The following is a 26,996-nucleotide window of genomic DNA, read 5'->3' as shown; positions in this document are numbered from 1 at the left end:
CGAGAATGGATGAACCGTCCTCTGGTGTCATCCGCCTGCTCGCGGTGACCTCCGCGAGCGCGCTGTTCCTCCTCGGCGCCGTGGCGTTCGCGGGCGATTTCGACCCCTCGTACGCGGGCGCTTTCACCGACTCGGCGGACGCGGCGACGACGGCCCTGTTCTGCCCGTCGTTCATCGGGGCGACGCTGATCGTGCTGTCGAACCCGGTGTCGTTCGGGGCGGTCCTCGGCGACTGGTCGCGTTACATCCCGGCGAGCACCCCGCGCCGGAAGGTGATCGGGGCCGCGTTCCTGTCGCAGATCGCGACGCTGCTGCCGTTCCTGTTCGGCCTGACGACCGCGAGCATCATCGCGAACAAGGCGCCGCAGTACGCCGATCCGGCGGCCCCCGACTTCGTGGGCGGGCTGCTCGCGATCTCGCCGGGCTGATTCTTCCTGCCGATGTGCCTGCTCGCGCTGATCGGCGGCATGGCGACGGGCACGACCGCGCTCTACGGGACCGGGCTCGACTTCTCGTCGGTGTTCCCGAGGCTGTCCCGGGTCCAGGCGACGCTGCTGGTCGGCGCGTTGTCGATCGGGTTCGTCTTCGCCGGCCGGTTCGGGCTGGACCTCGTGCGGTCCATCTCGGCCTTCGCCACGGTGATCATCACCTGCACCACTCCGTGGATGGTCGTGATGATGCTGGGCTACTGGACACGGCGCGGCTGGTACGACCCGGAGGCGCTCCAGGTCTTCAACCGCCGTCAGCGCGGCGGCCGTTACTGGTTCGCGCACGGCTGGAACTGGCGGGGCGTGACCGCCTGGTGGGTCTCGGCGCTGACCGGCGTGCTCTTCACCAACCTGCCCGGGCAGTTCGTCGGACCGCTCGGCGGCCTCGCGAACGGGGTCGACATCGGCCTGCCCGTGTCGCTGGTGGCGGCGGCGGTGCTGTTCCTGACTCTGCTGCGGCTGTTCCCCGAACCCCGGGCGGTGTACGGGCCCGAGGGCGCGCGGCTGGCCCGGACGGCCGACGTGCCGGTGCCGCCGGTCACCGGGCCCGGCGACGAGGGGGCGTTGTCAGACCCTTCGGCTACGTTGCCGGCATGACCAACTTCATAATGGCGGCAGGGACGTGGCTCGGGGCGTGGGCGTGGGACGAGGTGGCCGCGGAGCTGCGCGGCGCCGGGCATGACGTCCATCCGCTGACACTCTCGGGCCTCGCCGAGAAGCAGGGTGTGGCGGCCGGACCGGAGACGCACGTGCGGGACATCGTCGACGAGGTGGAGCGCCTCGGCCTGCGCGACGTCGTCCTCGTGGGCCACAGCTACGCGGGCATACCGGTCGGGCAGGCAGCCGAGCGGATCGGTGACCGGTTGCGGCGCGTGGTGTTCGTCGACGCGAACGTGCCGGTGGACGGGGAGTCGTTCCTGTCGGGCTGGCCGAGCGACGCCGTGCGGCAGGCGATCGCCGAGCACGACGGGTTCTGGCCGCCGCTCGGCGCACCGGACTACGCGGGGCAGGGGCTGACGGACGAGCAGATCGCCCGGATCGTCGACGCGACCCCGCATCCGGGTGCCACGCTCACCGAACCGGCCGTGCTCGCCGGCCCCTTGGGCGAGCTCCCGGCGACGTATGTGAAGTGCCTCCTCGACGGGGACGAGCCGATGCCGGCGGTGGCCGAGCTCCTCAAGAGTGACAACTGGGAGCTCGTGGAACTGGACACCGGCCACTGGCCGATGTTCTCGCAACCGCACGCACTCGCCCGCCTCCTGGACGCGGCGGGGGGCCGCCCCTGATCCGCCATCGCGCATACCGCTCGGTATCGTCGGCCGTGGGCCACGGTCTCGACGAGGAGACGACGAGAGGCGGTTGCGTACGGTGGGCAAGCACTGGGCGGACTTCCAGTACGAGATCTATCTGAACGGGATGACGGGTGCCGTACCACGGCTGCCCACCGATCTGACCCGGCTGGAGGAGCTGACCGAGCAGCGGCTCGGGCCCGGCCCGGTCGGCTATGTGGCGGGCAACGCGGGCAACGGCAGCACGGCCCGCGCCAACCGGGCGGCCCTGGAGCGCCGTCGGATCGTGCCGCGCATGCTGCGGGACGTGCACGAACGCGACCTGTCGGTCGAGGTGCTGGGCCGTGCCCTGCCGGCCCCGCTGGCGCTGGCCCCGGTCGGGGTGCTGTCGATCATGCACCCGGACGCCGAGTCCGCCGCTGCCCGGGCCGCCGCCGCGCAGGGCGTGCCCTTCGTCCTGTCGTCCGCGTCAAGCACGCCCATGGAGCAGGTCGCCGAGGCGATGGGCGACGCCGAGCGGTGGTTCCAGCTGTACTGGCCCAGGGACCCCGAGGTGGCCCGCAGTTTCCTGAACCGAGCGAGGGCGGCCGGGTTCAGCGTGCTCGTGGTCACCCTGGACACGCCGCTGCTGGCGTGGCGGCCGCGCGATCTCGACCAGGCGTATCTGCCGTTCCTGCACGGCGTCGGCACGGCCAACTACTTCTCGGACCCGGCCTTCCAGGCGGGTCTGGCCAAGCCGGTGCACGAGGATCCCAACGCGGCCGTGACGCACTTCGTGGGGATGTTCGCCGACCCGGCGAAGAGCTGGCCGGACCTGGCGTTCCTGCGGGAGAACTGGGACGGCCCGATCGTCCTCAAGGGCGTTCTGCACCCGGACGACGCCCGGCAGGCCGCGGAAGCGGGCATGGACGGTGTCGTCGTCTCCAACCACGGCGGTCGCCAGGTGGCCGGGTCCGTCGCGACGGCCGACGCGCTGCCCCGCGTGACGGAGGCCGTGGGCGACCGGCTCACCGTCCTCTTCGACAGCGGCATCCGCACCGGCGACGACATTTTCAAGGCACTCGCCCTCGGCGCCCGCGCCGTCCTCGTCGGCCGCCCGTACGTCTACGGTCTCGGCCTCGACGGCCGGCCGGGCGTCGAACACGTCATCCGCTGCCTGCTGGCCGAGCTCGACCTCACCCTCGCCCTGTCGGGCCATGCCACGCCGGGCACGATCGGTCCGGCCGACCTCGTCGAGGACCCGGCCTGACACGTGGGCTGCGCGACGCGCGCGCCGCGCAGCCCCGCTCGGGCCCGGGGCCCGTGGTCACGCCGTGCGGCCGTGGGGCAGGGTCACCTGCCGGGCCGTCGGGCCCTCCTGTTCCTCGATCGACAGGGAGCCCGCCGTCGTCGGCACGGGCTCGGCCTGCCAGCGCTGCTCGTCGGAGCGGTCGCGGACCTTGACGACGACGTCGGCATCGGGGTCGTCGTTGGTGGAGGCGAGGGCGAGCTGCTCGTCCCAGCGGGGCAGCAACTCCCCCTGCACGGTGAGGTCGTAGCGCACGTCCTCGCCCCGCTCGGCGTCCTCGTCGGCGCAGGTGCCGAGGACGACGACGCCGGCGTCCTTGTGCGAGTCCAGGCACAGGCCGGGATCGGCGACGCTGCGCAGCAGCCCGTCGTTCTCGTACGTCCACTGCTGGGTCCACGCCGTCGAGCACTCCGCCAGCTTCGTCCCCGAGCCCTCCTTCGGCAGGTCCCGGACGTCGAGGCACAGGCCGGCGCCGGCGTTGCGCAGCCGCGTCACGCCCGGTGCCGTGGGAAGCCCGGCCGTGTCGGGCGGCGTCACGGACTCGGCGCCGTTGCCGCCGACGGCACTGTTGGAGCCGGCCGGGTCGGCCTGGCCGCCGTCGTAGGACGACGCGTTGATGATGAGCACGGTCGCCAGCACCCCGGCCGACACCGCGCCGACGCCCGAGAGCAGCGCCCGGGAGGAGCGCATCGCGTCCGGGATGCGTGCGCCCGGAACCCGGCGGACCTGCATGGGGATCCGGGACAGCAGGCGGTGGCGTCCGCCCTCGAGCCGCCCTCCGCCGCGCCGGCCCGCACGCCCACCCCGCGTGCCGTGCGAGGTCCGGCCCGGGCGCGAGTCGAGGTAGCGGCGGACGCCCCAACCGAGCACCGCTTCGGCGATCAGCGGGCCCAGCCCGCCCTCGAAATGGCTCAGTTGCTCGGCCGCGTTCCGGCAGTAGCGGCACTCCGCCAGATGCTCCTGGACGTCGGGCAGCAGTGCGCCGCCCCGGCGGATCGGGACGTCGAGGAGGCGGTTGTAGAAGCGGCAATCCTGGGTCGGTGCGAGTTCGCTATGGGCATGTACACAACCCTCGCGGAATGCGGCACGCGCCTGTTCGAGTGCGGCCGACGCGATGTCGGTATCCATGCCCAGGAGGCCGGCCGGGACGCTTAAAGGATCGGCCTCGACCTCGACGTGCCAGAGCAAACAGCGCGCGGCCGCGGGAAGTGCCTGAAATGCCCGCTCCGCGAGGGCGCGATTTTCGGGCGTCATGGACGTCGCCGCGCGCAGCCCGCGCCCTCCGGCCGGTTTCTGCAACGCTGGCAGCACCGCGGATATTCGATCGTCGCCGGACCACTCCCGGACTGTGTCGCGCACGGTCACCAGAAGCGCCGGGCGCAGCGCGACGGCCGACTCGCCGAAGGCGAGGCGGTTCAGGGTCCGGTGGAAGGCGGTCCCCGTGACCATCTCGGCGACCTGCGCCGACGAGGCGAGACAGATGACCGCGTACTCGTACACCGGCTGCCAGTGCCGCGCCATGAGCAGCGCGACGGAATGGGCGGCGACCCCGCCCTGCGGGCTGCCTCTCAGCGGGGCGGCGAGAGATTCGTCGGATTCCCCGGCATCCCCGCCGGGCGGGGGATACGGAGGACGAGGGGGGTGGGGGGTGGGCACTGAGATGGTTCCTTCCCACGCGCATGTGACACACGGAAGTCCTGCCGCCGAAAAAGGAGCCCGGTTGGTGCGTACCTCTTTTGGCGCGGCGCGGGAGGTGCGAATTCACCGACGGCGAATCGGACCCGGTCTGCGAAACGCGTGCGACACTCGGCCATTCCCCCCGCACGTCCGTTTCACTCTTGCACAACCCCCACACGACCAACAAGGCGCCCGTGCACATCAAGCCCATTGACAGAAAGTCAGAAACGGGAACGCATGCGCGCTGGTCGCACCGGTTTTCGACGTTTTCAGATCTGCCAGGACCGCAGCCGGTCCGCGGCGCCGTAGACGTCGGTGGTGCCGGCCATCAGGTCGCGGGCGAGGTCGACGAGAGCACCGTAGGGCGGGTCGATGCCGACGCCGCTGACGAACATGTAGGCCACGGCCGTCGCGCACGCGAAGCGGGCGTTGGCCGATGGCAGGGGGCGGAGCACTGTGATGGTGTGCAGCAGCGCGGCGGCCCGCCAGGCCGCGTCGGAGTTCACCCCGAGGCGCGGCGGGTCGACGCGGTGCCGGGCGACGGCGGCGACCAGTGCGGAGAAGTCGTTGACGGTGGGCTGGTCCGGCAGGACCTCTTCGTGGCGCTGAAGCAGCCAGGGCACGTCGATATGGATGACGGGTGCCATCGGTCAGGCGGCCCGCCCTTCGCCCTTGCTGGGCGATTCGTCGTCGGGGAACGCGGCGGCGAACTCGTCGGCGTGGGTCGCGAAGAACCTGCGGAAGGCCTCCGCGCCCTCCTGGAGGGCCCGGTGGCGGGCTATGTCGGCCGCGGCCGCCTCGCGGACAAGCGCCTTCATGGACGTACCGCGCTCCTTGGCGATCTGCCGCAGGTCCTCAAGTTCGCGGTCGCTGAACTCCACGTTGAGAGCTGGCATGCCTTTACGGTACCGCTCGGGTACTGACTCGTAAATACCCCCTGGTCAGAGGGCAGGACATGCGGTACCGGAGGCGACACGCCCCGGCCATCCGCTGAGATCTGCATCACATCACACCGCGCGATGTCACATTCCGGGTTCCCGAGCGGCTCGCAGTAGTGAGCGCGTCTCTGGGAGGACCAAGCATGACCGAGATCCCCGTGTCCGGCACCGCCGCCCCGCTCGACGAGGCGACCGGGGTGTTCGTCGACCATCGCGAGCTGCTGTTCGGCGTCGTCTACAACATGCTCGGCAGTGTCGCCGACACCGAGGACGTCCTGCAGGAGACATGGCTGTCCTGGACGGCCCGCGGCGGGGGCGCTCCCCTGGCCGGCGTCGACAATCCCCGCGCCTATCTGGTCCGGGTGGGGGTCAACCACGCGCTGCGCCGCCGCGCCGTGATCAGCCGCAGACAGGAGACGTACGTGGGCTCCTGGCTGCCCGAACCCCTGGTCGCCGACGAGGCGACCGACACCGCCGACGGCCCGGCCCTGCGCTCGGAGTCGGTGTCGCTGGCGATGCTGGTGGTCCTGGAGGCGCTGACCCCGCTGGAGCGGGCCGTGTTCGTCCTGGGCGAGGTGTTCGGCTACCCGCACGCCGAGATAGCCGAGATCATCGACCGCTCCCCCGCCGCCGTACGGCAGTTGGCGCACCGGGCCCGGGAGCACGTGCACGCGCGGCGGCCGCGGTACGAGGCGCATCCGCGGGTGCGGCGGGAGGCGACCGAGCGGTTCGTGCGGGCGGCGCTCGGCGGGGACATCGCCGAGCTGATGGAGGTCCTCGCGCCGGACGTCACGGCGTGGACCGACGCCGGCGGCAAGCGCAAGCCGGCGACCCTGCGCCCGGTGCACGGCCGGGACAAGGTGGCCCGCCTGCTCACGTCCGGCCGGGGCGGCCCGAGCAACCCCGTGTTCCGCTACCGGCGCGTCAACGGCGACGACGCGGCGGTGCTGTTCGACGGGGACGCGCCCTACGCCGTCCTGGTCCTGGACCTCACCCCGGAGGGCGACCGGGTGCGGGGCATCTACGTCGTCGCCAACCCGGACAAGCTCGCCCACCTGCCCAGGGAGGCGGCGTGAGGGCCGTCGAGCGGCCCGGGAGGGGCGAGCGCCTCGCCGACTGGTTCGACGGCCGGCTCGGCACCCACACGCTCGGCCGCAAGTACCTGCGCAAGGTGTTCCCCGACCACTGGTCCTTCCTGCTCGGCGAGATCTGCCTGTACAGCTTCGTGGTGCTGGTCCTCACCGGCGTGTATCTGACGCTGTTCTTCCATCCGTCGATGAACGAGGTGACCTACCAGGGGAGTTACACACCGCTGAACGGCGTGCGCATGTCCGAGGCGTACGCCTCGACGCTGGACATCAGCTTCGACGTGCGCGGCGGGCTGCTGATCCGGCAGCTGCACCACTGGGCGGCGCTGGTCTTCGTCGCCGGGATGCTGACGCACATGATGCGGCACTTCTTCACCGGCTCGTTCCGCAAGCCGCGGGAGATCAACTGGCTGTTCGGCTGGCTGCTGCTCTTCCTCGGCCTGTTCGAGGGCCTGTTCGGCTACTCGCTGCCGGACGACCTGCTGTCCGGCACGGGCCTGAGGTTCGTGCACGGCGCGCTGCTGTCGGTGCCGATCGTGGGGACGTACCTGGCGATGTTCCTGTTCGGCGGCGAGTTCCCCGGCGACGACATCGTGGCCCGCTTCTACTCGCTGCACGTCCTGCTGATCCCCGGGGTCATGGCGGCGCTGATCGTCGTCCATGTGCTGCTGGTCGTGTACCACAAGCACACCCAGTTCGCGGGCCCCGGGCGCACCGAACGCAATGTCGTCGGCGCGCCGTTCATGCCGGTGTACCTGGCGAAGGCGGGCGGGTTCTTCTTCCTGGTGTTCGGGGTGCTCGCGCTGATGGCGGCGGTGGCGACGATCAACCCGGTGTGGTCGTACGGCCCCTACCGCGCCGACCAGGTGTCCACGGGCGCCCAGCCCGACTGGTACCTCGGCTTCGCCGAGGGGCTGGTGCGGATCATGCCCGGCTGGGAGATCACGCTGTGGGGCCACACACTGGTGCTGGGCGTGTTCATCCCGATCGTGGTGTTCCCGCTGCTGCTGCTCTTCATCGGCGTGTACCCGTTCCTGGAGGCCAGGTTCACCGGTGACGGGCACGAGCACCATCTGCTGGACCGGCCGCGCAACCGCCCGGTCCGCACGGCGATCGGGGCGGCCTGGATCAGCCTCTACCTGGTGCTGCTGGCGGGCGGCGGGAACGACATCGTGGCGACCCGCTTCCACCTGTCGATCAACACGGTGACCTGGGCGGTGCGCATCGCGATGTTCGTCGTCCCGGCCGTCGTCTTCGTCGTCACCCGGTGGATCTGCCTGGGACTCCAGCTGCGCGATCGGGAGCTGGTGCTGCACGGCCGGGCGACCGGCGTGATCAAGCGGCTGCCGCACGGCGAGTACGTCGAGGTGCACGAGCCGCTCGACCAGGCCCGGCTGCACACCCTGACCGCCCATGAGCGGCCTCCGGAACTCGTGCTCAGGAGTAGGCGCGACAGAACTCCCGAACAGTCCGGTTGAACGGCTCCGGAGCCTCGATGTTGCTGAGGTGCCCGGTGCCGGGCAGCACGACCAGGGTGGCCTCCGGGATCGCCTCCAGGAGCGGACGGGCGACGAGGTCCACCGGGGAGCGGGTGTCGAGCTCGCCCCACAGCAACAGGGTCGGCACCGTGATCCTGGGCAGCAGGTCGCGATGGTCGGCCTCGGCCATGATGGTGAGTTCCGTCCGCATGCTCCGGGGCCGGGTGTCGGCGGACATCACGGACAGCAGGCGGACGGCTTCGGCCGGTGGCCGCCCGGCGAACAGGCCGGGCATGGTCGGTGCGAACTCCTCGGCCGGGACGGCGAGCATCCGCTCCGCCCCTTCGACCCGCGACCGCACCTCCGCCGGGGGCAGCGAGCCCTTCCAGCCGGCGTAGGTGTCGACGAGGACGAGCGTTCGGACGAGCTCGGGATGGTGCCGGTAGAGCTCCAGCACGACGGTCCCGCCCCAGGACAGGCCGCCGACATGGGCGGGGCCGAGGCCCACGTCCTCGATGACGGCCGCCAGACAGCGGGCGTAGTCCGCCAGGACGAAGAAGGGCGGTACGTCGGAGGAGCGGCCGGCCCCGGGCTCGTCCCAGGCGACCACTGTGAACTCGTCGGCCAGGTCCGCGAGCTGCGCACGCCACAGGCGGGCGTCGGTCGTGGCGCCGTGCGCGAGCACCAGGGGCGGGCCCCGGCCGTCCCGGTCGTAGGCGACCTCGATGCCGGCTACCCGCACCGCGTGCATGACACCAGGCTACGCGCGGGTGCCGGAGGCGTCCTGTCGGCGGACTCCCCGGCACCCGGCGCGCTCGTCCGGCCTACCCCTGGTCCGCCACGAAGGCGGCCATGCGGGTCAGGGCGGCGTTCCAGTTGATCGTGTGCTCGTTGGTCGACCAGGACTGGATGTCGTCGATGTAGCAGAACTGGCCGACGCAGCCCTGGAGTTTGCTCTGTGCGTAGGGGTCCTGGATGCTCGAGTTCGGTCCTCCGGCGAGGGTGCCCTTCGGCGGGTTCGGCAGGTTCGGGTCGAGCTGGCGGGCGTACCAGCGGCTGTGCTGGTTCTGGGCGCTGACCTCGCCGTAGCCGGTGACGTAGGAGATGTTCAGCGCGTTGCGGCCCAGGACGTAGTCCATGCTCTGGAGCGCGCCGTCCCGGTACTTCGAGGCGCCGGTGATGTCGTACGCGGTGGCGAGTACGACGGCGTTGTTGAGGATCTGGTGGCTGGAGCCCCAGTCGTACTTGTTGCCGTCCGGCGCGTACGGCATGCCGTAGGGCTGTGCCTTCAGCGTGGCCAGGTAGCGGTCGGCGCCCTTGACGACGGACTGGCGGACCTTGTCCCGGCCGGGCAGTTTGTTCGGCACCATGGCGAGGTCGAGCCGTCCCGCCGCGGCCGTGCGGGCCCAGTCGAAGCCGAGCGGGCCGAAGATGTCGGCCGTGTGGACCGGCGACTTCAGGAGGTACTCCTCGAACCGCTTCTCGCCCGTGCTGAGGTACAGCTCGGCCGCCGCCCAGTAGAAGTCGTCGGTGACGTCGCTGTCGGGGTAGGCGCCGCCGCCGATGCCGTCGCTCTCGGAGGCGTAGCGGTCGGGGTGGGCGAGCGCCGCCGACCAGGCCTTGCGGGCGGCCGCCAGCGCTCTGTCGGCGAACGTCTTGTCGTAGGGCCGGTAGAGGCGGGCCGCCTGCGCCGCCGTGGCCGCGAGGTTGAGGGTGGCCGCGGTGGACGGCGGGTGCAGTTCGCGCTTCTGCGGGTCCTCACTGGGCAGCAGCGGCAGGCCGGTCCACTGCTCGTCGTGCATCTTGTGGTGGGCCATGCCGGCCAGCGGCTTCCCGCCGGGCACCTGCATCTTCAGCAGGAACTCCAGCTCCCAGCGGGCCTCGTCGAGGATGTCGGGGACCTTGTTGCCGCTCTCGGGGATGGCGAGCGTGCCGTCGCCGAGCTTGCCGGCGTCGCCGGTGCGGGCGTGCAGCGCGCGCTCGTGGGTGCTCAGCACCTCCCAGGTGGAGATGCCGCCGTTGACGACGTACTTGCCGTGGTCGCCGGCGTCGTACCAGCCGCCGCTGACGTCCAGGGTGTAGTCGCAGACGCCGGGCTGGCACGGCACGGCGGTGTCGCCCTTGTTGGGTGCCACGCCCACGTGCCCGGCGGGGCGTCCGTAGCCGGGCCGCAGGTCCTCGCGTATCGCTATGCCGCTGCGCTGGGTGTAGTAGTACTTCGCCGAGTCCACCCGGAGCCGCTCGTAGGCGCTCGCGTCGATGTCGAAGGGGCGGCTGGTCTCGCCGTCGGCGACGAGGGTGAAGCGCGTGCCCTTCTTGCGGTAGGCGCCGAAGTCGATGGAGTGGACGTTCTGCCCGGAGGAGGCGTCCACGCCGCGCGGCACGCTCGTGCCCCGGGCGACCACCGTCCCGCCGGAGTTCTTGAGTTCCCAGGGCAGTTTCGCCGTGGCGTCGGTGACCAGGGTGGCGTTCTTCGGCCCGGCGGGCAGATAGGCGACCTGGTTGACGCGGACCCGGGGCCCGGTGTCGGGCTCGTACGGCTCCGGCGCCACTCCACCGAGCAGCGAGACGTCGTCCAGGCAGAAGCGCCAGGGATCCGCGCTGCCGCCGAGCTGGAAGCCGACCTGGGCCTGGGCGGTGTCCACGGGCGCGGTGAAGGTGTAGGAGTAGGTGTCGCCGGAGACGCTGAGCTGCGGCGACACCTCGTGGTAGGTGTCGTACGGCGACACCGACAGGCCGACGATGGCCCGCACGACGTGTCCCGCCGGCGTGCCGGTCGCGCTGAAGGAGAAGCGGTACGACTCCCCCTTCACCAGGGTGATGTCGTTCTGCCCGACGGCGGCGTCCCAGCGGTTGGTGGTGCCCCCGGGGACGTCGGCGCAGAGCCGTCCGTCGGACAGGCCCGCGGTGACGTTGCTGGTCGTCCACCAGGGGTCCGTGGTGGTGTCGAAGGTGCCGTTCCTGACCTGCTCGGTCTCTTCGGCCCCGGCCGGCGCCGAGGGCAGCGCCGTGAGCGCGGTCGCCAGGAGGGCCGTCAGGGACAACAGGGCGGTTCTGCGTCGTTTCACGTCCGGGCTCCTCTGAGGAGGTGCGGGTGACGCTCGGCGTGGGAGCGCTCCCAGATGCAGATGCCCGCCATGGTTGTGGCTGATGTGACGCCCCGTCAACGGTCCGGACGGGACTGGCTTGTCGCCGCCCGCCCGGACCGTGCCTCCCTAGGATTCAGGCGGCCGGGGTCTCCAGCCGGCTGATGCGGAGGGCACCCCGGGCCTCATCGGGGTGGCGGCTCGTCATCGTGAGCCGGATCCGGGAGCCGCGGACGGCCTTGAAGGTGATCACCGTCAGGGCGTCGGAGGCGGTTGCCCAGTCGATCGCCATGTCCTCCACGGCCCGCCACGCACGGCCGTCCCACACCGCCACCTCGACGGCCGCGGGCAGGCTGTGCGTGGCGTCCACGGTGAAGGAGACGTCCACCCGGTCGAAGCCCCGGGTGCGTCCGTGGTCGACCGTGACCCAGTCCTCGGTGCGGGCGCCGTCGAAGGCGGGCAGCAGGGCCGTGGCCTGCTTGTAGAAGCCGTTGGACCAGCCGGTGGCCGGGTCGCCGTCGAGCATGGCGGCCGGCAGGGTGTCCGGGCGGCCTGAGTAACTGGCGTCCGCATGGGGGTAGTCGACGGGCGCCGGGTGCTCCGGCCGGAAGGCGGGCGGGGCGGTCTCGGCCCGGTCCCCCGCCCGGGTGGCGCGTACGGTCGCCGTGCCGGTGCGCAGGCCGTCGGCGCGGGCGGTCACCTTCAACGTGCCCGCCTTCGTGCCGGAGCGGACGATGGCGAGGGCCTTGCCGTGGAAGGCGGTGCGGGTGCTCGCCTGGTAGCGCTCGGCGCTCTCCTGGCGGCCGTTGTCGAGCCCGGCGAGGGAGCCGCCCGCCACCTCGAAGGAGAGCAGGTGCTCCGCGTCGGGCACCACCACACCGCGCCGGTCGACCACCTCGGCGGTCACGAAGACCAGCGAACGCCCGTCGGCGGCGAGGGACTCGCGGTCCGGCGTCAGGCGTACCGCGTGCGGGGCGCCGGCGGTGCGCAGCACGTCGGTGGCGACCACCTTGCCGTCCCGCCGCGCGACGGCCTTCAGCTCGCCCGGCCGGTAGGGCACCTTCCAGGTCAGGTGCAGCTTGCCAGCACTGCCGTTCGGGCTGGTGTAGCTGCCGGGGTAGGGGCCGTCGGTGAAGTTCTTGTCGTCGCCGGTCGCCTCGGTCGTCTCCAGGTACGTGCGGCCGTCGACGGTCTTCTTGGTGTCGAACCGCCGTACGCCCAGGGATTTTCCGTTGAGGTACAGCTCGACGGTGTCGACGTTGGCGTACGCCCAGACCTCGACCGTGTCGCCCTCGGCGTGGTTCCAGGTCATCGGCAGCAGATGGACCATCGGCTTCTCGGTCCACTGGCTCTGGAACAGGTAGTACATGTCCTTGGGGAAGCCGGCGGTGTCGACGGCGCCGAAGAAGGACGCCTTGACCGGGAAGACGTCGTACGGCGTGGGCTCGCCGATGTAGTCGATGCCCGACCACAGGAACTGCCCGGTGAACCACTTGCGGTCCCGGTCCTTCTTGTGGCCGTACTCGCCGCTCATCGTCCAGGAGGCGAGGTTGTTGTCGTAGGAGGAGGTCCCGCGCCTTCCCGGCGTGTAGTTCTCGCCGGTGTTGAGGTGCTCGGGCTCCTGGTACTCGCCCCGGGTCGAGGTCTCCGACGAGGACTCGGACTCGAAGAGGAAGAGGTGCGGGTAGGCCGCGTGCAACTGGTCCACCGACTTGGCGGTGTTGTAGTTGAGGCCGAGGCCGTCCAGCTTGGCCAGCATCAGGTCGGCCGCGGAGCCCTTGGCGGGGAGGCGGCGGTACTTGTCGGAGCCGATGACCAGCGGGCGGGTGTCGTCGGCGGCCCTGATCGCGGCGATGATCCGGTCGGCCATGGCGAGGCCGGCGGTGGAGGTGGAGTCGGGGACCTCGTTGCCGATGGACCACATCAGCACGGCGGGCGAGTTGCGGGCCGCCAGCACCATCTCGGTGGCGTCCTTGTCGCACCACTCGTCGAAGAACCGGCCGTAGTCGTAGCGGTTCTTGCCGGTGCGCCAGCAGTCGAACGCCTCCACCAGCATGACGATGCCCAGCTCCTCGCAGACCTGGATCACCTCGGGCGCGGGCGGGTTGTGGGAGGTGCGCAGGGCGTTGACTCCCATGGACCGCATGATCTCCATCTGGCGGCGGATCGCGTCGATGCTGACCGCGGCGCCGAGCGCGCCGAGGTCGTGGTGGAGGTCGACGCCCTTGAGCTTGTGGTGGGTGCCGTTGAGGAAGAAGCCCTCGTCCGGGTCGAAGCGGAAGGTGCGGAAGCCGAAGGGCGTGCGGTAGGTGTCGGTGATCCTGCCGCCGACGCGCAGTTCGGTGTGCAGGGTGTAGCGGTGGGGGGCCGCGATGTCCCACAGGTCGGGGCGCCGGACCGTGAGTTCGTGGGTCTCGGTCTTCTCGCGGGCGACGGCGGTCGTGGAGGAGGTACGCCCGACCGTCCGGCCCTTCGGATCGACGATCCGGGAGACGACCTCGACGTCGGCGCCCGCGCCCGACGCGTTGACCACCGACGTGTCGATCCGTACGACGGCCCGTTCGGCGGAGATCTCGGGCGTGGTGACGCGGGTGCCCCAGCGGGCCACGTGCACCGGCTCGGTGATCACCAGGCGGGCCTCGCGGTAGATGCCGCTGCCCGAGTACCAGCGGCTGCTGGGGAGCCGGTTCTGCACCTTGACCGCGAGCACGTTCTCGGTGGTGCCGTCGGTGTGCACCAGGCCGGTGAGGTCGAGGGCGAAGCCGGTGTAGCCGTAGGGGTGGCGGCCGGCCTCCTTGCCGTTGCAGTAGACGGAGGAGTCCATGTAGACGCCGTCGAACTCCACCGAGATCCGCTTGCCGGCGAGGGCGGGCGGCAGCGTGAAGGCGAGGCGGTACCAGCCGAGGCCGCCGGGGAGGAAGCCGGTGCCGCTGGTGGTGCCGTGCTCGGTGGTGGGGGTCTGCTCGATGCTCCAGTCGTGCGGGACGGCGACCTCGCGCCATCCGGAGTCGTCGTGCCCGGGAAGGTGGGCGTCGGCGTAGTCGCCGGTCGGGTCGGTGATCCCGCCCGGGTTGACCAGCGCGAAACGCCAGCCGTCGCGCAGGGCGACGGTGCGGCGGCCGGACGCGCCGCGCGTCTCCTCGGCGGCCCACGCCTCCCGGACGCCCAGCAGTGTTCCGGCCGCGGGCGCGGCGGCGGAGGCGAGCAGGACCGATCTGCGCGTGACCGACATGACGGCTCTCCCTCATCAGGGACCAGAAGTACTCACAACCCATCGTGAACAAACAGATTCTGTCGAGGTGTCACACAGGGCCGTCAAGAGTGCGGAAGCGCCGTTCTGCCCCAGCGGTCACATCGGCCGGAATCGCGCCTTGACCGTGCGAGGCCGTGCGAGCCCGTGCGGCACAGGGGTTACCGGTCCACGTCCGGCGCCCACGGACTAGTCTGGAACTCAAGCGACCTCCCTGATCACTGTGAGTGTCCGTATGGAGTGGCGACGATGAGTCCGGACGAGCCGTTCGACGATGGCGTGGCCGCCCGTGCCGTCATCGCCGCCGACGGCACTCTCACCGAGTGGAGCGAGGGCGCACGCCGTCTGCTGGGCCACACGGCCGCCGAGGTGCTGGGCCGCCCGGCCGCCGAGCTGCTGGCCGACGGAGCGGAGCCGCCGCCCGTGCCCGCCGACGGCCGCTGGAGCGGGACACTCACACTGCGTCACCGCGACGGGCACACGGTCTCCGCGTGGGTGCTCGCCCACCGCAGACCGCCCGACGGCCCGGAGACGGCCGAGTGGCTCGCCGTGTCCCCGCCGGAGGCCCCCGGCCCGGAGCTGCCGGACGACCCGCTGGTGCGAGCTGCCCTGACGCAGTCGCCCTGCGCCACGATGATCTTCGACGAGCGACTGCGGCTGCGCGGCGTCAACGACGCCATGGCGGACCTCCTCGGGCTGCCCGCCGACCGGATGCGGGGCCTGCGGCCCACCGACATCGGCAGCCGGCCGCAGAACGCGGAGCTCGAGGAGTATCTGCGCCGCGTGCTGAGCACCGGCCGGCGGCAGGACATGCAGACGTACATGAAGGCCAGCGGCGAGAGCCGGGCCGCGCACGCCTGGCTGGCCCGGCTCGCACCGCTGACCGACGATTCGGGGCAGGTGCGGGGCGTGTGCGTGACCGCCCACGACTTCAGCGACCAGTACCGGTCACGGGAGCGGCTCCAGCTGGTCAACGAGGCGAGCGTGCGCATCGGCACCACCCTCGACGTCACCCGTACGGCCCAGGAGCTGGCGGACGTGTGCGTCCCGGCGCTCGCCGACTTCGTCAGCGTCGACCTGCTCGACGTACGGGAGCACGGCGGCGAGTCCGCAGGCCCGCCGGCCCCACCGGTGAGCCTGCGCCGGGCCGCCCACCAGTCGGTCAACCCGGGCAGCCCCGAGGCCGTGGCCAAGCCGGGGCAGGTGGACGTCTATCCGGAGGACTCCCCGCAGGCCGCCTCGCTCATCTTGGGTCATGCGATCGTGGCCTCCGGAGCGGACGGCGGCGATCTCGAGAAGTGGCTCGCCTGGGACCCGGTCCGGTTCCGGCGGATCCGCGAGTACGGCATCCACTCCACATTGTCCGTGCCGCTCCAGGCCAGGGGCACGACCCTCGGGGTCGCGGTCTTCACCCGCTTCCGGCGCCCCGAGCCCTTCACCGCCGACGACGTGCTGCTGGCCGAGGAGGTCACGGCCCGGGCCGCCGTCTGCATCGACAACGCCCGCCGCTACTCCCGCGAGCGCGAGACGACACTCACCCTGCAACGCAGCCTGCTGCCCCGCACACTGCCGCGCATCGCTGCTGTGGAGGCGGCCTCCCGCTACCTTCCCGCCACCCGCTCCGGCGTGGGCGGCGACTGGTTCGACGTGATCCCGCTGTCCGGGATGCGCGTCGCGATGGTCGTCGGCGACGTCGTCGGCCACGGCATCCAGGCCTCGGCCACCATGGGCCGGCTGCGCACCGCCGTCCGCACCCTCGCCGACATCGATCTGGCCCCCGACGAGCTGCTCACCCACCTCGACGACCTGGTCGTCCGGCTGTCCCAGGAGTCCGGCGGCGACGCCGGCACCGGGGAGGTGGGCGCGACCTGCCTGTACGCGGTCTACGACCCCGTGTCGCGGCGCTGCACCCTGGCCCGGGCCGGGCACCCACTGCCTCTCGTGGTCCCGCCGGACGGCCCGGCCCGGCAGCTCGACCTGCCCTCGGGGCCCCCGCTGGGGGTCGGAGGGCTGCCGTTCGAGTCCGCCGAGGTGGAGCTGCGGGAGGGCAGCGTCCTGTCGTTCCACACGGACGGGCTGCTCGCCAGCCGCGAGCGGGACGTCGACGCGAGCCACCGGATGCTCCGTGAGGCATTGTCGGCTCCCTCCGACTCCCTGGACGAGACCTGCGACCGCGTGCTGCACGCCCTGCTCCCGCCGGGCGGCTCCGCCGACGACGTGGCCCTGCTGCTGGCCCGCACCCGCGGCCTGCCGTCCTCCCAGGTGGCGACCTGGGACATCCCCGCCGACCCGGCGCTGGTGGCCCCCATCCGCAAGCAGGTCGTCGACCAGCTCGACCGCTGGGGGCTGATCGAGGCCACGTTCACCGCGGAGCTGGTGGTGAGCGAGCTGGTCACCAACGCCATCCGCTACGGCGCCCCGCCCATCCGGCTGCGGCTGATCCACGACGCGTCCACGCTGATCTGCGAGGTGTCGGACACCAACCACACGGCGCCACACCTGCGCCGTGCCAAGACCTGGGACGAGGGGGGCCGCGGTCTGCTCCTGGTCGCCCAGCTCACCCAGCGCTGGGGCAGCAGGCACACCACCGAGGGCAAGACGATCTGGGCGGAGCTGGAACTGCTCGACGGGATGTGAACGGACGCGGTTTCTCCGTTGCGCGGCGGTCTCCGCTCGGTCCTCGGCTCGCCGACCGCCTGCGGCGTCGAGCACCGAGCGGGGACCGCCGCACAGCAGTTGCCCGCCCCGCCCCGGCACCGGTACCCGCGGCCACACGTCGGACTGCGTGCCTCCGTCGGCCGGATGGATCCCGGGCCGGGCAGCGGAACTTCCCGGTCGTGGTGCCAACGTCTCGTCGCGCACCTGCACCCTGCGCGGCTGTCCGGGCGCCGCGTTGCGTCCGGCAGGCAGCTGGGCCCCGACCCGAAGCGCACGCCCGGCGAACCGGCGGCCGTGACACTGGCCCCGGCCGCCTGGGCAGGGCCGTCGTAGCTCTCTTGCCGACCTCTGGTTTCATGGGCGGGCACGGCCTGATCACGTCGCGGAGGACGCCGCCCTGAACACCCCGCTCGCCGAAGTCCTGTCCGTGGCGCTGCTGGCCGCCGTGCTTGTCTGGGCCGTGCTCCGTCCGCGGGGGCTGCCCGAGGCCGTGTCGGCGGTTCCCGCCGCCGGGCTCGCCGTCGCTGTCGGAGTGATCCCGCCGGACCACGCCTGGGAGGAGATCCAGCGGCTGGGGCCCGTGGTCGGCTTCCTCGCGGCCGTGCTGGTGCTCGCCCACTTCTGCGACGTCGAGGGGCTGTTCACGGCGTGCGGGGCGTGGACGGCCCGCTGGGCGGCGGGGCGTCCCACGCGGTTGCTGACCGCGGTGTTCGCGCTGGCCTCCATCATCACGGCCGTGCTCAGTCTGGACGCCACCGTCGTTCTGCTGACACCGGTGGTGCTCGCCACCGCCACCCGGATGGGCGTCCAGGCCCGGCCGCACCTCTACGCGTGCGCCCATCTGTCGAACACCGCCTCGCTGCTGCTGCCGGTCTCCAACCTGACCAACCTGCTGGCCTTCACGGCGAGCGGGCTGAGCTTCACCCGGTTCGCGGCGCTGATGGCGCTGCCCTGGCTGGTGGCCATCGCCGCCGAGTACCTGGTCTTCCGGCGCTTCTTCGACGACGAACTGGCCGCTCCTCTCCCCTCCCCCGACCCCGCAGGGCCTCCCGAGCTGCCCTTGTTCGCCCTGATCACCGTGGGCTGCACGCTCGCCGGGTTCGTCGTGGCCTCCGCCCTCGGCATCGCGCCGGCGTGGGCCGCCCTGGCCGGTGCGCTCGTGCTGGCCGTGCGGGCGCTGCTGCGGCGGCGGGCCACTGCGCTGACGGTGGTGCGGTCCGCGGCGCCGGCCTTCCTGGCGTTCGTGCTCGCCCTCGGCGTCGTCGTGCGGGCGGTCGTCGACCACGGGCTCGCCGACGCGCTCCACCGGGTGCTGCCCGGCGGATCGGGCCTGCTCACGCTGCTGGGCGTGGCCGCGCTGGCCGCGGTCCTGGCGAACCTCGTCAACAACCTGCCCGCGGTACTGGTGCTGCTGCCGCTGACCGCCGGAGCCGGTCCCGGTGCCGTGCTGGCGGTGCTGCTCGGCGTGAACATCGGCCCCAACCTCACCTACGCCGGATCGCTGGCGACCCTGCTGTGGCGGCGGATCGCGCAGCAGCACGGACAGCGGGTCGGGCTCGGGGAGTTCACCCGGCTCGGACTGCTCACGGTGCCGGCCACGCTGGTGCCGGCCGTGGTGGCGCTGTGGCTGTCACTGCACGTCGTCGGGGTCTGAGCGCGCGTCCGGTCAGCGGTGGCCATCCCCGCCGCCACCGTAGCCGCCGTACCCGTAGCCATAACCGGGGTAGCCGTAGCCCGGGTAGCCGTAGCCGGGAGAGCCGTGCTGGCCGTCCCCGTCGCAGGGGTAGCCGTAGCGGTAGCAGTCCGAGCCGGTGGGGGCCGCGCTGGTCGGGGTCGGCCGCGGTGTCGCCGACGGGGTGGCGGGCGGGGTCGGTGTCGGTGTCGCCGTGGGCGTCTTCGACGGCGTGGGGGTGGGCCGCGGCGCCGGGGCGGCGGCGTTCCAGTTGACGACCTCCATCTGGAGGTCCGCCTTGGAGGTGTCGATCGCCCAGCGCTGGACCTCCTCGTCCGCCCGGGTCTTGAGGACGAGGGCTCCCGAGCCGTCGGTCGCGGCCGGAGCCAGGGCGAGGTTCTGGTTCCAGCGGGGCACCAGGGCGCCCTGGAGGGTGAAGTCGTAGCGGATGTTCCTGGTGTCCGGCCGGGACGCTCCCGTGCACGGGGCCAGCCGCACCGAGTAGCCGAGCTGCGAGTCCAGGCACAGATCGGGGTCGGCGCCGTTGCGCAGCAGGCCGTCGGTCTCGTACGTCCACTGCTGGGCGGCGGCCGACGAGCAGGTGGTGAGTTCGGCCTCCGCGTCCTCGACGGCCTTGTCGCCCTCGATACCGACGCACAGTCCCGAGGCCACGTTGTGCAGCCGGCCGCGCAGGGCCCCCTTCTCGGCGTCGCCCGCCCCGACCCAGGACGAGTCGCTCGTCGACTCGCCCGCATCCGGGCCGGGCGTCTCGGAGGGCCGTCCCGCACCCGGCTGCGGGGAGCCCTCGCCGGAGTTGAGCAGGGACCACAGGACCAGCGGGAGGACGACCAGGCCACTGACGGTCAGGATGCTCACGCTGACGGTGCGGCGGCGGGCGGCACGGCGGGCGGCCTTGTGAGCGGATCTGCGGGCCGCTGTGCGGTGGCCCTCGGCGCGCGGGCCAGGGGTGGTTCCACTGGCCGGTGGGGCGTCGGGCGGGGCGGGGAAGCCGTCATGGGCGGGAGCCTGCGCTGCTCCCTCTGTCGCGGGGACGGGTGGCGCGGCCGCCGTGCCGACCGGGTCGGTGAACGACTCCCCGACCATGCCCGCGAGGACTACGGGGTCGGGGAAGGCCTCACCGGCCACACCGCCGGGGAGCCCCCTCTCCGCGATGGCCGTCTCCGTGCCCGGCCGCGGGGCGTCGGTCACGTCGCTCTCCGCGGCGCCGCTCGGTCTGCTCTCCGCGTACTCTCGCCCGCCCCAGCCCAGCACGCCCTCCGCCAGGGCGAGACCGAGCCCGTGGTTGAACTGGTCGAGCTGGTCCGCGGCAGCGGCGCAGTGCCCGCAGCGCTGGATATGCGCGCGTAGATCCGGGTCGATGTCGAGGGCGCCACGCCGGTACGTCACGTCGAGCAGGCGCAGATAGCGCCGGCACTCCTCGTCGGGCGCGAGTTCGCGGTGCAGCTGGAGGCTCTCCTCGCGCAGCCGGTCACGGGCCCGGCCCAGTTCGACGCGGGCGCCCTCCTCGTCCAGGCCGAGCAACCCGGCGGGGACGGCGAGCGGTTCGGCCTCGACCTCGACGTGCCACAGCAGGCAGCGCGCGGACTGGGGCAGCCGCTGGAAGGCGCCGGACAGCAGGCGCCGGTGCTGCTGGGGCAGCAGCCGGGCGGCCACCCGCTCCCCCTCGCCGGCCCCGGACAGCAGTTCCGGGTGCAGCATGTCGCGTCTGTGGTCGGTGGCCCACTCGGCCGCGATACGCCGTACGGTGACGAGCAGGTGGGGCCGCCACGCGGAGGTGGGGCCGTTCTGGCGCAGGGTTTCGCCGAAGATCCGGGTGAAGGCGGCGGTGGTGAGTATTCCGGCGGAACGCGGACCGTCGGTGCACAGCCGGGCGTAGGCGGAGGCCGCCTCCCAGTGCCGGTCCAGCAGTTCGCCGACGGGGTGAAGCGCGGGGGTCGCCCCCGTCCACTTCCTGAGCTCGGCGCTCAGTTGCTCGTCCGTCGCGCCGATCCTGCGGGCCGGACCCGGGGAATTCGACGGGCCTGCGTCGTTCACGGCTGCATTCCTCTCAAGGACATGCGGAATAAAAAGTCCATACCAAGGGGTATGTCGGCCCGGTGGCCTTGCGCACACGAAGAAAGGCGTGTTGTCCGGACGCCGACAAGGCACACCTTTGCACAGGTCAGCGACAGGGAACAAGGGATCTCGCGGTTTCGTGCATTGCGTACGCGGTCAGGGCCTTTTGACGGTGTGTCAATGTGTGGCGCGAAAGGGATTTCCGGGCTGTCCGTTCTGTTTTTCGCGGCGCGTTTCCGCTCGACCCCGGGCGTCGCCCGGAAACCATTGAACTGCTGCCTGCACAGCAGCTCACCCCCTCGGGCCTTCCCGGCATGGCCCTTTCCAGGTCTACTCCCAGAACCAATGACCATACCGTTACTCAACCCCGCGGACCGCCTTGTACCGCGTTCCGGTACGCGCCGGGAGGTGTCCCGTAGCGCTCCCGGAAGACGCGGTTGAAGTGGAAGGGGCTGGCGAAACCCGAGGCGGCGGCGACGCGTTCCACGGGCAGATCGGTGCCTTCGAGCAACCGGGCGGCGTGACGCAGCCGCGCCTCGCGCAGGGCGCGCATGGGCGACCGGCCGAGCTGGCGGCTGAACAGATGGGCGAAGCGGGACGGTGACAGGGAGACCTGCCCGGCCAGCGAGCGGACGGTGTGCGGGGCGCCGGGGTCGGCGTCGATCAGCTCCTGGGCCCGTTGGATCCGTGCGTCGAGGCCGGGACGGGGCGCCGCCGGGCGGGCACCGGCGGTGGCGAGGAGAACGATCTCCTCCAGTGCGCACAGGGCCAGTTCACGGGCGGCGCTGCCGTGCGCGACGGCGATCTGCCCGTCCGGGGCCACCACGTCGGGCGGTGCCCCGGCGCCGGGCCGGTGGGCATCGGCGTGCATCCGCCGGAACGCCGCCTCGACACGGCCGTGCACTCCGGCCGGGGCGGACGCGACCGCATACACTCCGTCACCGGCGTCGTACGGCCGCAGCCACCCGGCCCACGACGGGCGGGCCTGGCAGTGCGCCCACCAGAACCGCCAGTGCCGGGCGCCGGGCCCGACCGCGTAACCGTGCGGGACCCCCGGGGCGAGCACGACCAGCCGGCCCGCGCCGGCCGAGGTCTCCACCCCGCCCTGCCAGAGCCGTCCCCGGCCTGCCGTGGTCCAGGTGAAGAGCCAACTCGCGGACCCGCGCGGCCGGTTGACGCCGTATCCGGGCGGCTGGTCGAAGTGGCCGACCACGACCAGGCCGGGCGGCGGTGCGGGGTCCCCGTCGTACCCGTGCTCAGCAGTGCCGGGCAATCCGTCAGCACGCACGGGCATCCCCCTCGGTGGCTCGGTGGCCTAGCGTGTCGAGCCGGGGACACCTGACCGAGGAGTGCGCTCATGACAGTCACGGGCAATGGCGCCGCCGGCGCACCCATTCTGGACCCTGCCGCGCTCCGGCGGCACCGGGAGCGTTTCGAGGAGGACGGTTTCACGGTCGTGCGCGGGCTCTTCGGGGCCGACGAGACCGAGCGGCTGTGCGACGAGTTCTCGGCGCTGCGTGCGGCCGGCCCGGTGCCCGGGCACTTCGAGCCGCGCGCGGCCGGGCCGGGCGCCGACCCGCTGCACATCTGGCCCCGGGTGATGCACCCCCACGAGATCAACGACCTCGCTCGCGACGTCCTGCTGGACGCCCGGCTGCGCACGGTTCTGGAGGTGCTCCTCGGCGAGGAGGTCCTGGCCGCGCAGAGCATGTTCTACTTCAAGCCGCCGGGAGCCCGGGGACAGGCGCTGCACCAGGACAACTTCTATCTGCGGGTGGAGCCGGGCACCTGCGTGGCGGCCTGGCTGGCCTGCGAGGTGATCGACCGGGAGAACGGCGGGCTGGAGGTCGTGCCGGGCACACACCGGATGGACCTGTTCTGCCCGGAGGAGGCGGATGCGGGGGTGTCCTTCGCCCGGGAGTACGTTCCGCCGCCGCCCGGATTGGCGCCGGTGCCGGTGGACATGGAGCCGGGGGATGTCCTGTTCTTCAACGGCAGCCTGGTGCACGGGTCGCAGCCGAACCGTGCGGTGGATCGGTTCCGGCGGTCGTTCATCGGGCATTACGTGGGGCGGTCGGCGGAGCGGATCGGGGGGTTCTACCGGACGTTGACGATGAACGGGGCGAGGGTGGAGCTGCCGGAGAGCGAGGGGGCGGGGCCCTGCGGGACGGAGTTCGCGCCGCAGGGGCCCCACTGAGCGCTCCGCGGGAAAGGCGACAGTCCGTCCGCGGGGCCGTTGCGGCTGGTCGCGCCCACGCGGCGGAGGCGCACATTGATACAGCCCCGCGCCCCTGTGGGACGACTTCAGTGACCGGCGATCGGATGCGGCGTGCGGGGCCGCTCCAGTTCCTCCAGCTCCTTGCCGCTCAGTTGGAGTTCCACGGCGGCCACCGCGTCCTAAATGTGCCCGGGCTTCGACGCTCCGAGGATCGGCGCGGTCACCGCGTCCTGGTGGAGCAGCCAGGCGAGGGCGACCTGGGCACGAGGCACCCCCGCTCCCCGGCGATGCGGGTGACCGCCTCGACGATGGTGCGGTCGCCCTCCTGGTACAGGCTGCTGCCGAAGGAGGCGGTGGCGCTGCGCTCGGTCGTGGTGTCCCAGTCGCGGGTGACGCGGCCGCGGGCGTGCGGGCTCCAGGGCAGCACGCCGACACCCTGGTCCGCGCACAGGGCAGCGTCTCGCGCTTCTCCTCGCGGTAGAGAGAGGTTGCAGCGGTTCTGCACGGAGACGAAGCGGGTCCAGCCGTTCAGCCGGACGGAGGGGCCCACGGTCGGCTGCGACTGACCGTCAGCCGCGTTCGACCAGGTCCAGCGCCCCTTCCCAGACGAACTCCGGCCGTCCGCCGTCCTCGTCCGGCTCTCCGGTGTACGGCTGCCCGAACCGCACGCCCATCCCGCGCAGCCGTTCGAGACTGTCCCGGTAGGCGGGGTGGAAGGCCAGCGCGTCGGCCACGCACGGCAGGACGGCGATCGGCACACCGAGCCCCGCGACCTCGCACAGGGTGCCCAGGGCGAGGGTGTCGGCGATGCCGGCCGCCCACTTGTTGACGGTGTTGAAGGTGGCGGGCGCGACGACCACGGCGTCGGGCGCCGGGAACGGGCGCGGCTCACCCGGCGTGCGCCAGGCGGACCGGATCGGGCGGCCCGTCTGTGCCTCGACGGCCGCGGTGTCGAAGAAGCCGTTCATGGCGACGGGCGTCGCGATGACACCGACCTCCCAGTCGCGCTCCTGCGCGGCGGTGATCAGTTTGCTGACGTCCGCGGCTATACCGGCGGCGCAGACGACGACGTAGAGGAAGGGCTTCCGGGTGGACTGTTCGGTCATCCCGGAAACCCTAGTGACTCCCCCGGGTTCACCGGACGGGGAACGTGGCTCCGCGCTCCGGCTCCGGCCGTGGGCCGAAGATGCGGCGCTCCCGCTCCTCGATCGGTACGTCGTTGATGCTCGCCTCGCGGCGGGTCATCAGACCGCGCTCGTCGAACTCCCACAGTTCGTTGCCGTAGGAGCGCCACCACCGGCCGTCGGTGTCCCGGCACTCGTACTGGAAGCGGACGGCGATGCGGTTTCCGTCGAAGGCCCACAGGTCCTTGCGCAGCGCGTACTCCTGCTCGCGCTCCCACTTCCGGGTCAGGAACTCGGCGATCTCGGTGCGGCCGGTGACGAAGACGTCGCGGTTGCGCCAGACGGAGTCCTCCGAGTAGGCGAGGGCGACCTTGTGCGGATCGCGGGTGTTCCAGGCGTCCTCGGCGGCCTGGACCTTCTGCGCTGCGGTGTCCCGGGTGTAGGGCGGCAGCGGCGGGCGCTCGGTCATGGGTCCTCCTCTGATCGGCTGTAGAGAACGAGCGTTCTCCACAGCGGCTGCTACGATAGGAGAACGCTCGTTCTCGCGTCAAGGAGTGGTCGTGCATGGACAGCGCAGTGGCCCGGGAGCGGGCGCTGGACGCCGCCGAGGAACTGTTCTACGGGCGAGGTGTGCAGTCCATCGGCATGGACGACGTCCGCGGCACGTCCGGGGTCTCGCTCAAGCGGCTCTACCAGCTGTTCCCTGCGAAGGAGCAGCTGGTGGAGGCGTATCTGGAGCGGCGTGACGCGCGCTGGCGCGGGCAACTGGCCGGGTACGTCGAGCAGTACGGGGAGCCGCGGGAGCGGATCCTGGCCGTGTTCGACTGGCTGGGCCGGTGGTTCGGCGAGCCGGACTTCCGGGGCTGTGCGTGGATCAACGCGTACGGGGAGCTCGGCGCGACGTCCGCGCGCGTGGCCGGCCAGGTGCGCGCGCACAAGCGGGCCTTCCGGGACTACCTCACCTCACTGGTCGACGCGGCGGGGCTGCCCGGCGCGCTGGCCGGGCAGCTGTTCCTGCTCGCCGAGGGTGCCATGGTCACGGCGGGTGTCACCAGGAGCGCCGAGCCCGCGGCCGAGGCGCGGGAGGCGGCCCGGCTGCTCCTGGAGGCCGCGTGATCCGGTGTCAGCCCACCGTCTCGGAGACGGTGATGGCGCTCACCGGGCAGGCCCGGGCCGCCTCCCGTACCAGCGGACTGCCGCTGCCGTCCTCCCGGCCGGGCAGCAGGGCACCGTAGCCGTCGTCGTCCTGGGTGAACACGTCCGGGGCGGTCAGGGCACACTGGCCCGCGCCGATGCAGACGTCCTTGTCGATGTCGATGTTCATGGCGGAAGCTTCTTACCAGGTCACCGGGAGTTCCAGCATCCCCTGGATCGTGTCGCCCGGTTTGAAGGGGATCTCCCCGGCGGGAGCGGCCAGGCGCAGCGTGGGCAGCCGGTCGAAGAGGGTGTGCAGGGCGATCTCCAGTTCGGCGCGGGCGAGGTTCTGGCCGAGGCACTGGTGGATGCCGAAGCCGAAGGCCACGTGGTGCCGGGCCGGGCGGTTCCAGTCGAGCGTGTCCGGGTCGGGGTAGACCGTCTCGTCCCGGTTGATGACGGAGGTCGCGAAGACCACGCCGTCACCCTTGCGGATCGTCGTCCCGGCCACCTCGATGTCCTCGACGGCCAGGCGCAGCAGGCCGTCGGCGATCGACAGCATCCGCATCAGCTCCTCGACCGCGGCCGGCAGCAGGCCCGGGTCGGCGCGCAACTCGGCGAGCCGCTCGGGGTGCTGGAGCAGGGTGTAGGTGCCGAGCGAGATCATGTTGGCGGTCGTCTCGTGGCCCGCGACCAGCAGGATGAGCGCCAGGGCGGTCAGGCCCTCGCGGTCGAGCGCGCCGTCGCGCAGCTGCCGGTGGACCAGGTCGTCCAGCAGGCCGGTGCCGGGGTCCTGCCGCTTGCGGTCGATCAGCTCGCCGAAGTACGCCTCCAGCCGGTCGCGGGCGTCCTCCACGTCGGCGGCCTCCGGGCCGCGCAGCAGCCGTCGTGACTGGGTCTCGAAGAAGTCGTGGTCGGCGTACGGGACGCCGAGCAGGGCGCAGATCACCATGGACGGCACGGGCAGCGCGAAGGTGTTCACCAGGTCCGCGGGCCGGCCCTGGGCGATCATCGCGTCGAGCCGCTCGTCGACGATCTGCTGGATCCGTGGCCGGAGTTCGACGGCCCGTTTGAGGGTGAAGTCGCCGACCACCATCCGCCGCTGGGTGCGGTGCTCGGGATCGTCGACGCCCAGCAGGGCCGTTCTGCGGTTCTTGAGCCCGGCGAACCGCCGGGTCGGGGCGGGGAAGCCGGGACGGCTGCGGTTGGAGGAAAGGCGCGGGTCGGCGAGCAGCGCGCGGGCGGTCGCGTGCCCGCTGACCAGCCACGCCTCACGGCCGTCGAAGAGGGTGATACGGGTCAGGGGGCGCTCGCCGCGCAGCGGATCGTAGGCGGCGGGCGGCTGATAGGGGCAGGTCCGGCTCTGGGGGAAGGCGACGGGTGCGGTCGTTTCCGTCATGAAGACCTCGCAGACGAAGTGTGCGTCATGCCGATTCTCATTAGATGCCCGGGGCACCTATAGGACGACGCGAAGTTCGGCCAGATCGGCGCCCGCTGTGCAACATGACCGAGGAATGCCGTCTTCCACTTCG

Annotated in this window: 20 protein-coding genes and 3 pseudogenes; 10 read left to right on the top strand and 13 right to left on the bottom strand. The window is 72.0% G+C overall.

The genetic code is table 11. From position 1 onward, the window contains the following. Positions 1 to 29 precede the first annotated feature (29 nt). The 3 genes and pseudogenes from AOQ53_RS00490 to AOQ53_RS00480 form a co-directional block, all read left to right on the top strand. A pseudogene (locus AOQ53_RS00490) lies at positions 30 to 1,085 on the top strand (purine-cytosine permease family protein); the annotation flags it as partial. Then, a complete protein-coding gene (locus AOQ53_RS00485; protein ID WP_059413835.1) occupies positions 1,082 to 1,774 on the top strand; it encodes an alpha/beta fold hydrolase in 693 nt (230 codons plus the stop codon). The pseudogene AOQ53_RS00490 and the gene AOQ53_RS00485, both read left to right, overlap by 4 nt. Positions 1,775 to 1,856: 82 nt before the next feature. Next, positions 1,857 to 3,026, top strand: coding sequence for a lactate 2-monooxygenase (locus AOQ53_RS00480; RefSeq protein ID WP_059413833.1), 1,170 nt, complete (start codon positions 1,857 to 1,859; stop codon positions 3,024 to 3,026). A gap of 57 nt (positions 3,027 to 3,083) precedes the next feature. Here the strand turns inward: AOQ53_RS00480 and AOQ53_RS00475 are convergent, their stop codons facing one another. The 3 genes from AOQ53_RS00475 to AOQ53_RS00465 all read right to left on the bottom strand — a co-directional run bounded on the left by AOQ53_RS00475 (position 3,084) and on the right by AOQ53_RS00465 (position 5,638). Then, entirely contained in the window at positions 3,084 to 4,721 is a 1,638-nt protein-coding gene (locus AOQ53_RS00475; protein WP_059413831.1) for an RICIN domain-containing protein, read from the bottom strand. A gap of 290 nt (positions 4,722 to 5,011) precedes the next feature. Then, a complete protein-coding gene (locus tag AOQ53_RS00470; RefSeq protein ID WP_059413829.1) occupies positions 5,012 to 5,389 on the bottom strand; it encodes a toxin Doc in 378 nt (125 codons plus the stop codon). A gap of 3 nt (positions 5,390 to 5,392) precedes the next feature. Further along, a complete protein-coding gene (locus tag AOQ53_RS00465) occupies positions 5,393 to 5,638 on the bottom strand; it encodes a hypothetical protein (RefSeq protein WP_059413827.1) in 246 nt (81 codons plus the stop codon). A gap of 185 nt (positions 5,639 to 5,823) precedes the next feature. Here AOQ53_RS00465 and AOQ53_RS00460 point away from each other — a divergent pair, with 185 nt between their 5' ends. Both AOQ53_RS00460 and qcrB read left to right on the top strand, forming a co-directional pair. Continuing rightward, the gene (locus AOQ53_RS00460; RefSeq protein WP_059413825.1) at positions 5,824 to 6,756 is read left to right on the top strand and encodes a sigma-70 family RNA polymerase sigma factor; all 933 of its coding nucleotides are present in this window, start codon (positions 5,824 to 5,826) and stop codon (positions 6,754 to 6,756) included. Then, on the top strand, positions 6,753 to 8,246 hold the full coding sequence (gene qcrB, locus AOQ53_RS00455) for a cytochrome bc1 complex cytochrome b subunit (protein ID WP_059413823.1): 1,494 nt from the start codon (positions 6,753 to 6,755) through the stop codon (positions 8,244 to 8,246). Before AOQ53_RS00460 ends, qcrB begins: the two co-directional genes overlap by 4 nt. Here qcrB and AOQ53_RS00450 read toward each other — a convergent pair. The 3 genes from AOQ53_RS00450 to AOQ53_RS00440 all read right to left on the bottom strand — a co-directional run bounded on the left by AOQ53_RS00450 (position 8,206) and on the right by AOQ53_RS00440 (position 14,564). After that, positions 8,206 to 8,997, bottom strand: a complete 792-nt coding sequence (locus AOQ53_RS00450; RefSeq protein WP_059413821.1) for an alpha/beta fold hydrolase — start codon at positions 8,995 to 8,997, stop codon at positions 8,206 to 8,208. The two genes, qcrB and AOQ53_RS00450, sit on opposite strands and share 41 nt — an antisense overlap. 73 nt (positions 8,998 to 9,070) lie before the next feature. Continuing rightward, positions 9,071 to 11,314 (bottom strand): glycoside hydrolase family 9 protein, encoded by a 2,244-nt coding sequence (locus AOQ53_RS00445; protein WP_059413820.1) that lies wholly within the window; start codon positions 11,312 to 11,314, stop codon positions 9,071 to 9,073. Between the two features lie 154 nt (positions 11,315 to 11,468). Continuing rightward, the gene (locus tag AOQ53_RS00440; RefSeq protein WP_059413818.1) at positions 11,469 to 14,564 is read right to left on the bottom strand and encodes a glycoside hydrolase family 2 TIM barrel-domain containing protein; all 3,096 of its coding nucleotides are present in this window, start codon (positions 14,562 to 14,564) and stop codon (positions 11,469 to 11,471) included. 267 nt (positions 14,565 to 14,831) lie between these two features. Between AOQ53_RS00440 and AOQ53_RS00435 the strand changes: the two genes are divergently transcribed. The 3 genes and pseudogenes from AOQ53_RS00435 to AOQ53_RS00430 all read left to right on the top strand — a co-directional run bounded on the left by AOQ53_RS00435 (position 14,832) and on the right by AOQ53_RS00430 (position 18,894). Further along, the gene (locus AOQ53_RS00435) at positions 14,832 to 17,219 is read left to right on the top strand and encodes a SpoIIE family protein phosphatase (protein WP_059413816.1); all 2,388 of its coding nucleotides are present in this window, start codon (positions 14,832 to 14,834) and stop codon (positions 17,217 to 17,219) included. Between the two features lie 118 nt (positions 17,220 to 17,337). Next, positions 17,338 to 17,570, top strand: a pseudogene (locus AOQ53_RS45575) (DUF4232 domain-containing protein); the annotation flags it as partial. A 67-nt stretch (positions 17,571 to 17,637) separates the two neighbouring features. Further along, on the top strand, positions 17,638 to 18,894 hold the full coding sequence (locus AOQ53_RS00430) for an SLC13 family permease (RefSeq protein WP_059413814.1): 1,257 nt from the start codon (positions 17,638 to 17,640) through the stop codon (positions 18,892 to 18,894). A gap of 12 nt (positions 18,895 to 18,906) precedes the next feature. Here the strand turns inward: AOQ53_RS00430 and AOQ53_RS00425 are convergent, their stop codons facing one another. Next, a complete protein-coding gene (locus AOQ53_RS00425; protein ID WP_059413811.1) occupies positions 18,907 to 20,967 on the bottom strand; it encodes an RICIN domain-containing protein in 2,061 nt (686 codons plus the stop codon). Between the two features lie 382 nt (positions 20,968 to 21,349). Beyond that, the gene (locus AOQ53_RS00420) at positions 21,350 to 22,282 is read right to left on the bottom strand and encodes a helix-turn-helix domain-containing protein (RefSeq protein ID WP_059413808.1); all 933 of its coding nucleotides are present in this window, start codon (positions 22,280 to 22,282) and stop codon (positions 21,350 to 21,352) included. A gap of 63 nt (positions 22,283 to 22,345) precedes the next feature. Here AOQ53_RS00420 and AOQ53_RS00415 point away from each other — a divergent pair, with 63 nt between their 5' ends. Further along, entirely contained in the window at positions 22,346 to 23,185 is an 840-nt protein-coding gene (locus tag AOQ53_RS00415; RefSeq protein WP_059413806.1) for a phytanoyl-CoA dioxygenase family protein, read from the top strand. Between the two features lie 107 nt (positions 23,186 to 23,292). Here the strand turns inward: AOQ53_RS00415 and AOQ53_RS00410 are convergent. From AOQ53_RS00410 to AOQ53_RS00400, 3 genes and pseudogenes are all read right to left on the bottom strand, one after another. Then, positions 23,293 to 23,735: pseudogene (locus tag AOQ53_RS00410) on the bottom strand (aldo/keto reductase); the annotation flags it as partial. 40 nt (positions 23,736 to 23,775) lie between these two features. Beyond that, the gene (locus AOQ53_RS00405; protein WP_059413804.1) at positions 23,776 to 24,312 is read right to left on the bottom strand and encodes a flavoprotein; all 537 of its coding nucleotides are present in this window, start codon (positions 24,310 to 24,312) and stop codon (positions 23,776 to 23,778) included. Between the two features lie 28 nt (positions 24,313 to 24,340). After that, complete coding sequence (locus AOQ53_RS00400) at positions 24,341 to 24,799, bottom strand: nuclear transport factor 2 family protein (protein WP_059413803.1); 459 nt, start codon at positions 24,797 to 24,799, stop codon at positions 24,341 to 24,343. A 95-nt stretch (positions 24,800 to 24,894) separates the two neighbouring features. Here AOQ53_RS00400 and AOQ53_RS00395 point away from each other — a divergent pair, with 95 nt between their 5' ends. Beyond that, positions 24,895 to 25,446, top strand: coding sequence for a TetR/AcrR family transcriptional regulator (locus AOQ53_RS00395; protein ID WP_059413801.1), 552 nt, complete (start codon positions 24,895 to 24,897; stop codon positions 25,444 to 25,446). 7 nt (positions 25,447 to 25,453) lie between these two features. On the opposite strand, the gene AOQ53_RS00390 is transcribed toward AOQ53_RS00395, so the two are convergent. Both AOQ53_RS00390 and AOQ53_RS00385 read right to left on the bottom strand, forming a co-directional pair. Then, complete coding sequence (locus AOQ53_RS00390; RefSeq protein WP_059413799.1) at positions 25,454 to 25,654, bottom strand: ferredoxin; 201 nt, start codon at positions 25,652 to 25,654, stop codon at positions 25,454 to 25,456. A gap of 12 nt (positions 25,655 to 25,666) precedes the next feature. Further along, positions 25,667 to 26,863 carry a cytochrome P450 gene (locus tag AOQ53_RS00385; RefSeq protein WP_059413797.1) on the bottom strand — a complete coding sequence of 399 codons (1,197 nt, stop codon included), beginning with the start codon at positions 26,861 to 26,863 and terminating at the stop codon, positions 25,667 to 25,669. Between the last annotated feature and the right edge of the window lie 133 nt (positions 26,864 to 26,996).

Source organism: Streptomyces azureus, assembly GCF_001270025.1.
Lineage (GTDB): Bacteria > Actinomycetota > Actinomycetes > Streptomycetales > Streptomycetaceae > Streptomyces > Streptomyces azureus.
Note: the sequence above shows the minus strand (reverse complement) of the source record. Positions and strands in the feature narration are given on the sequence as shown.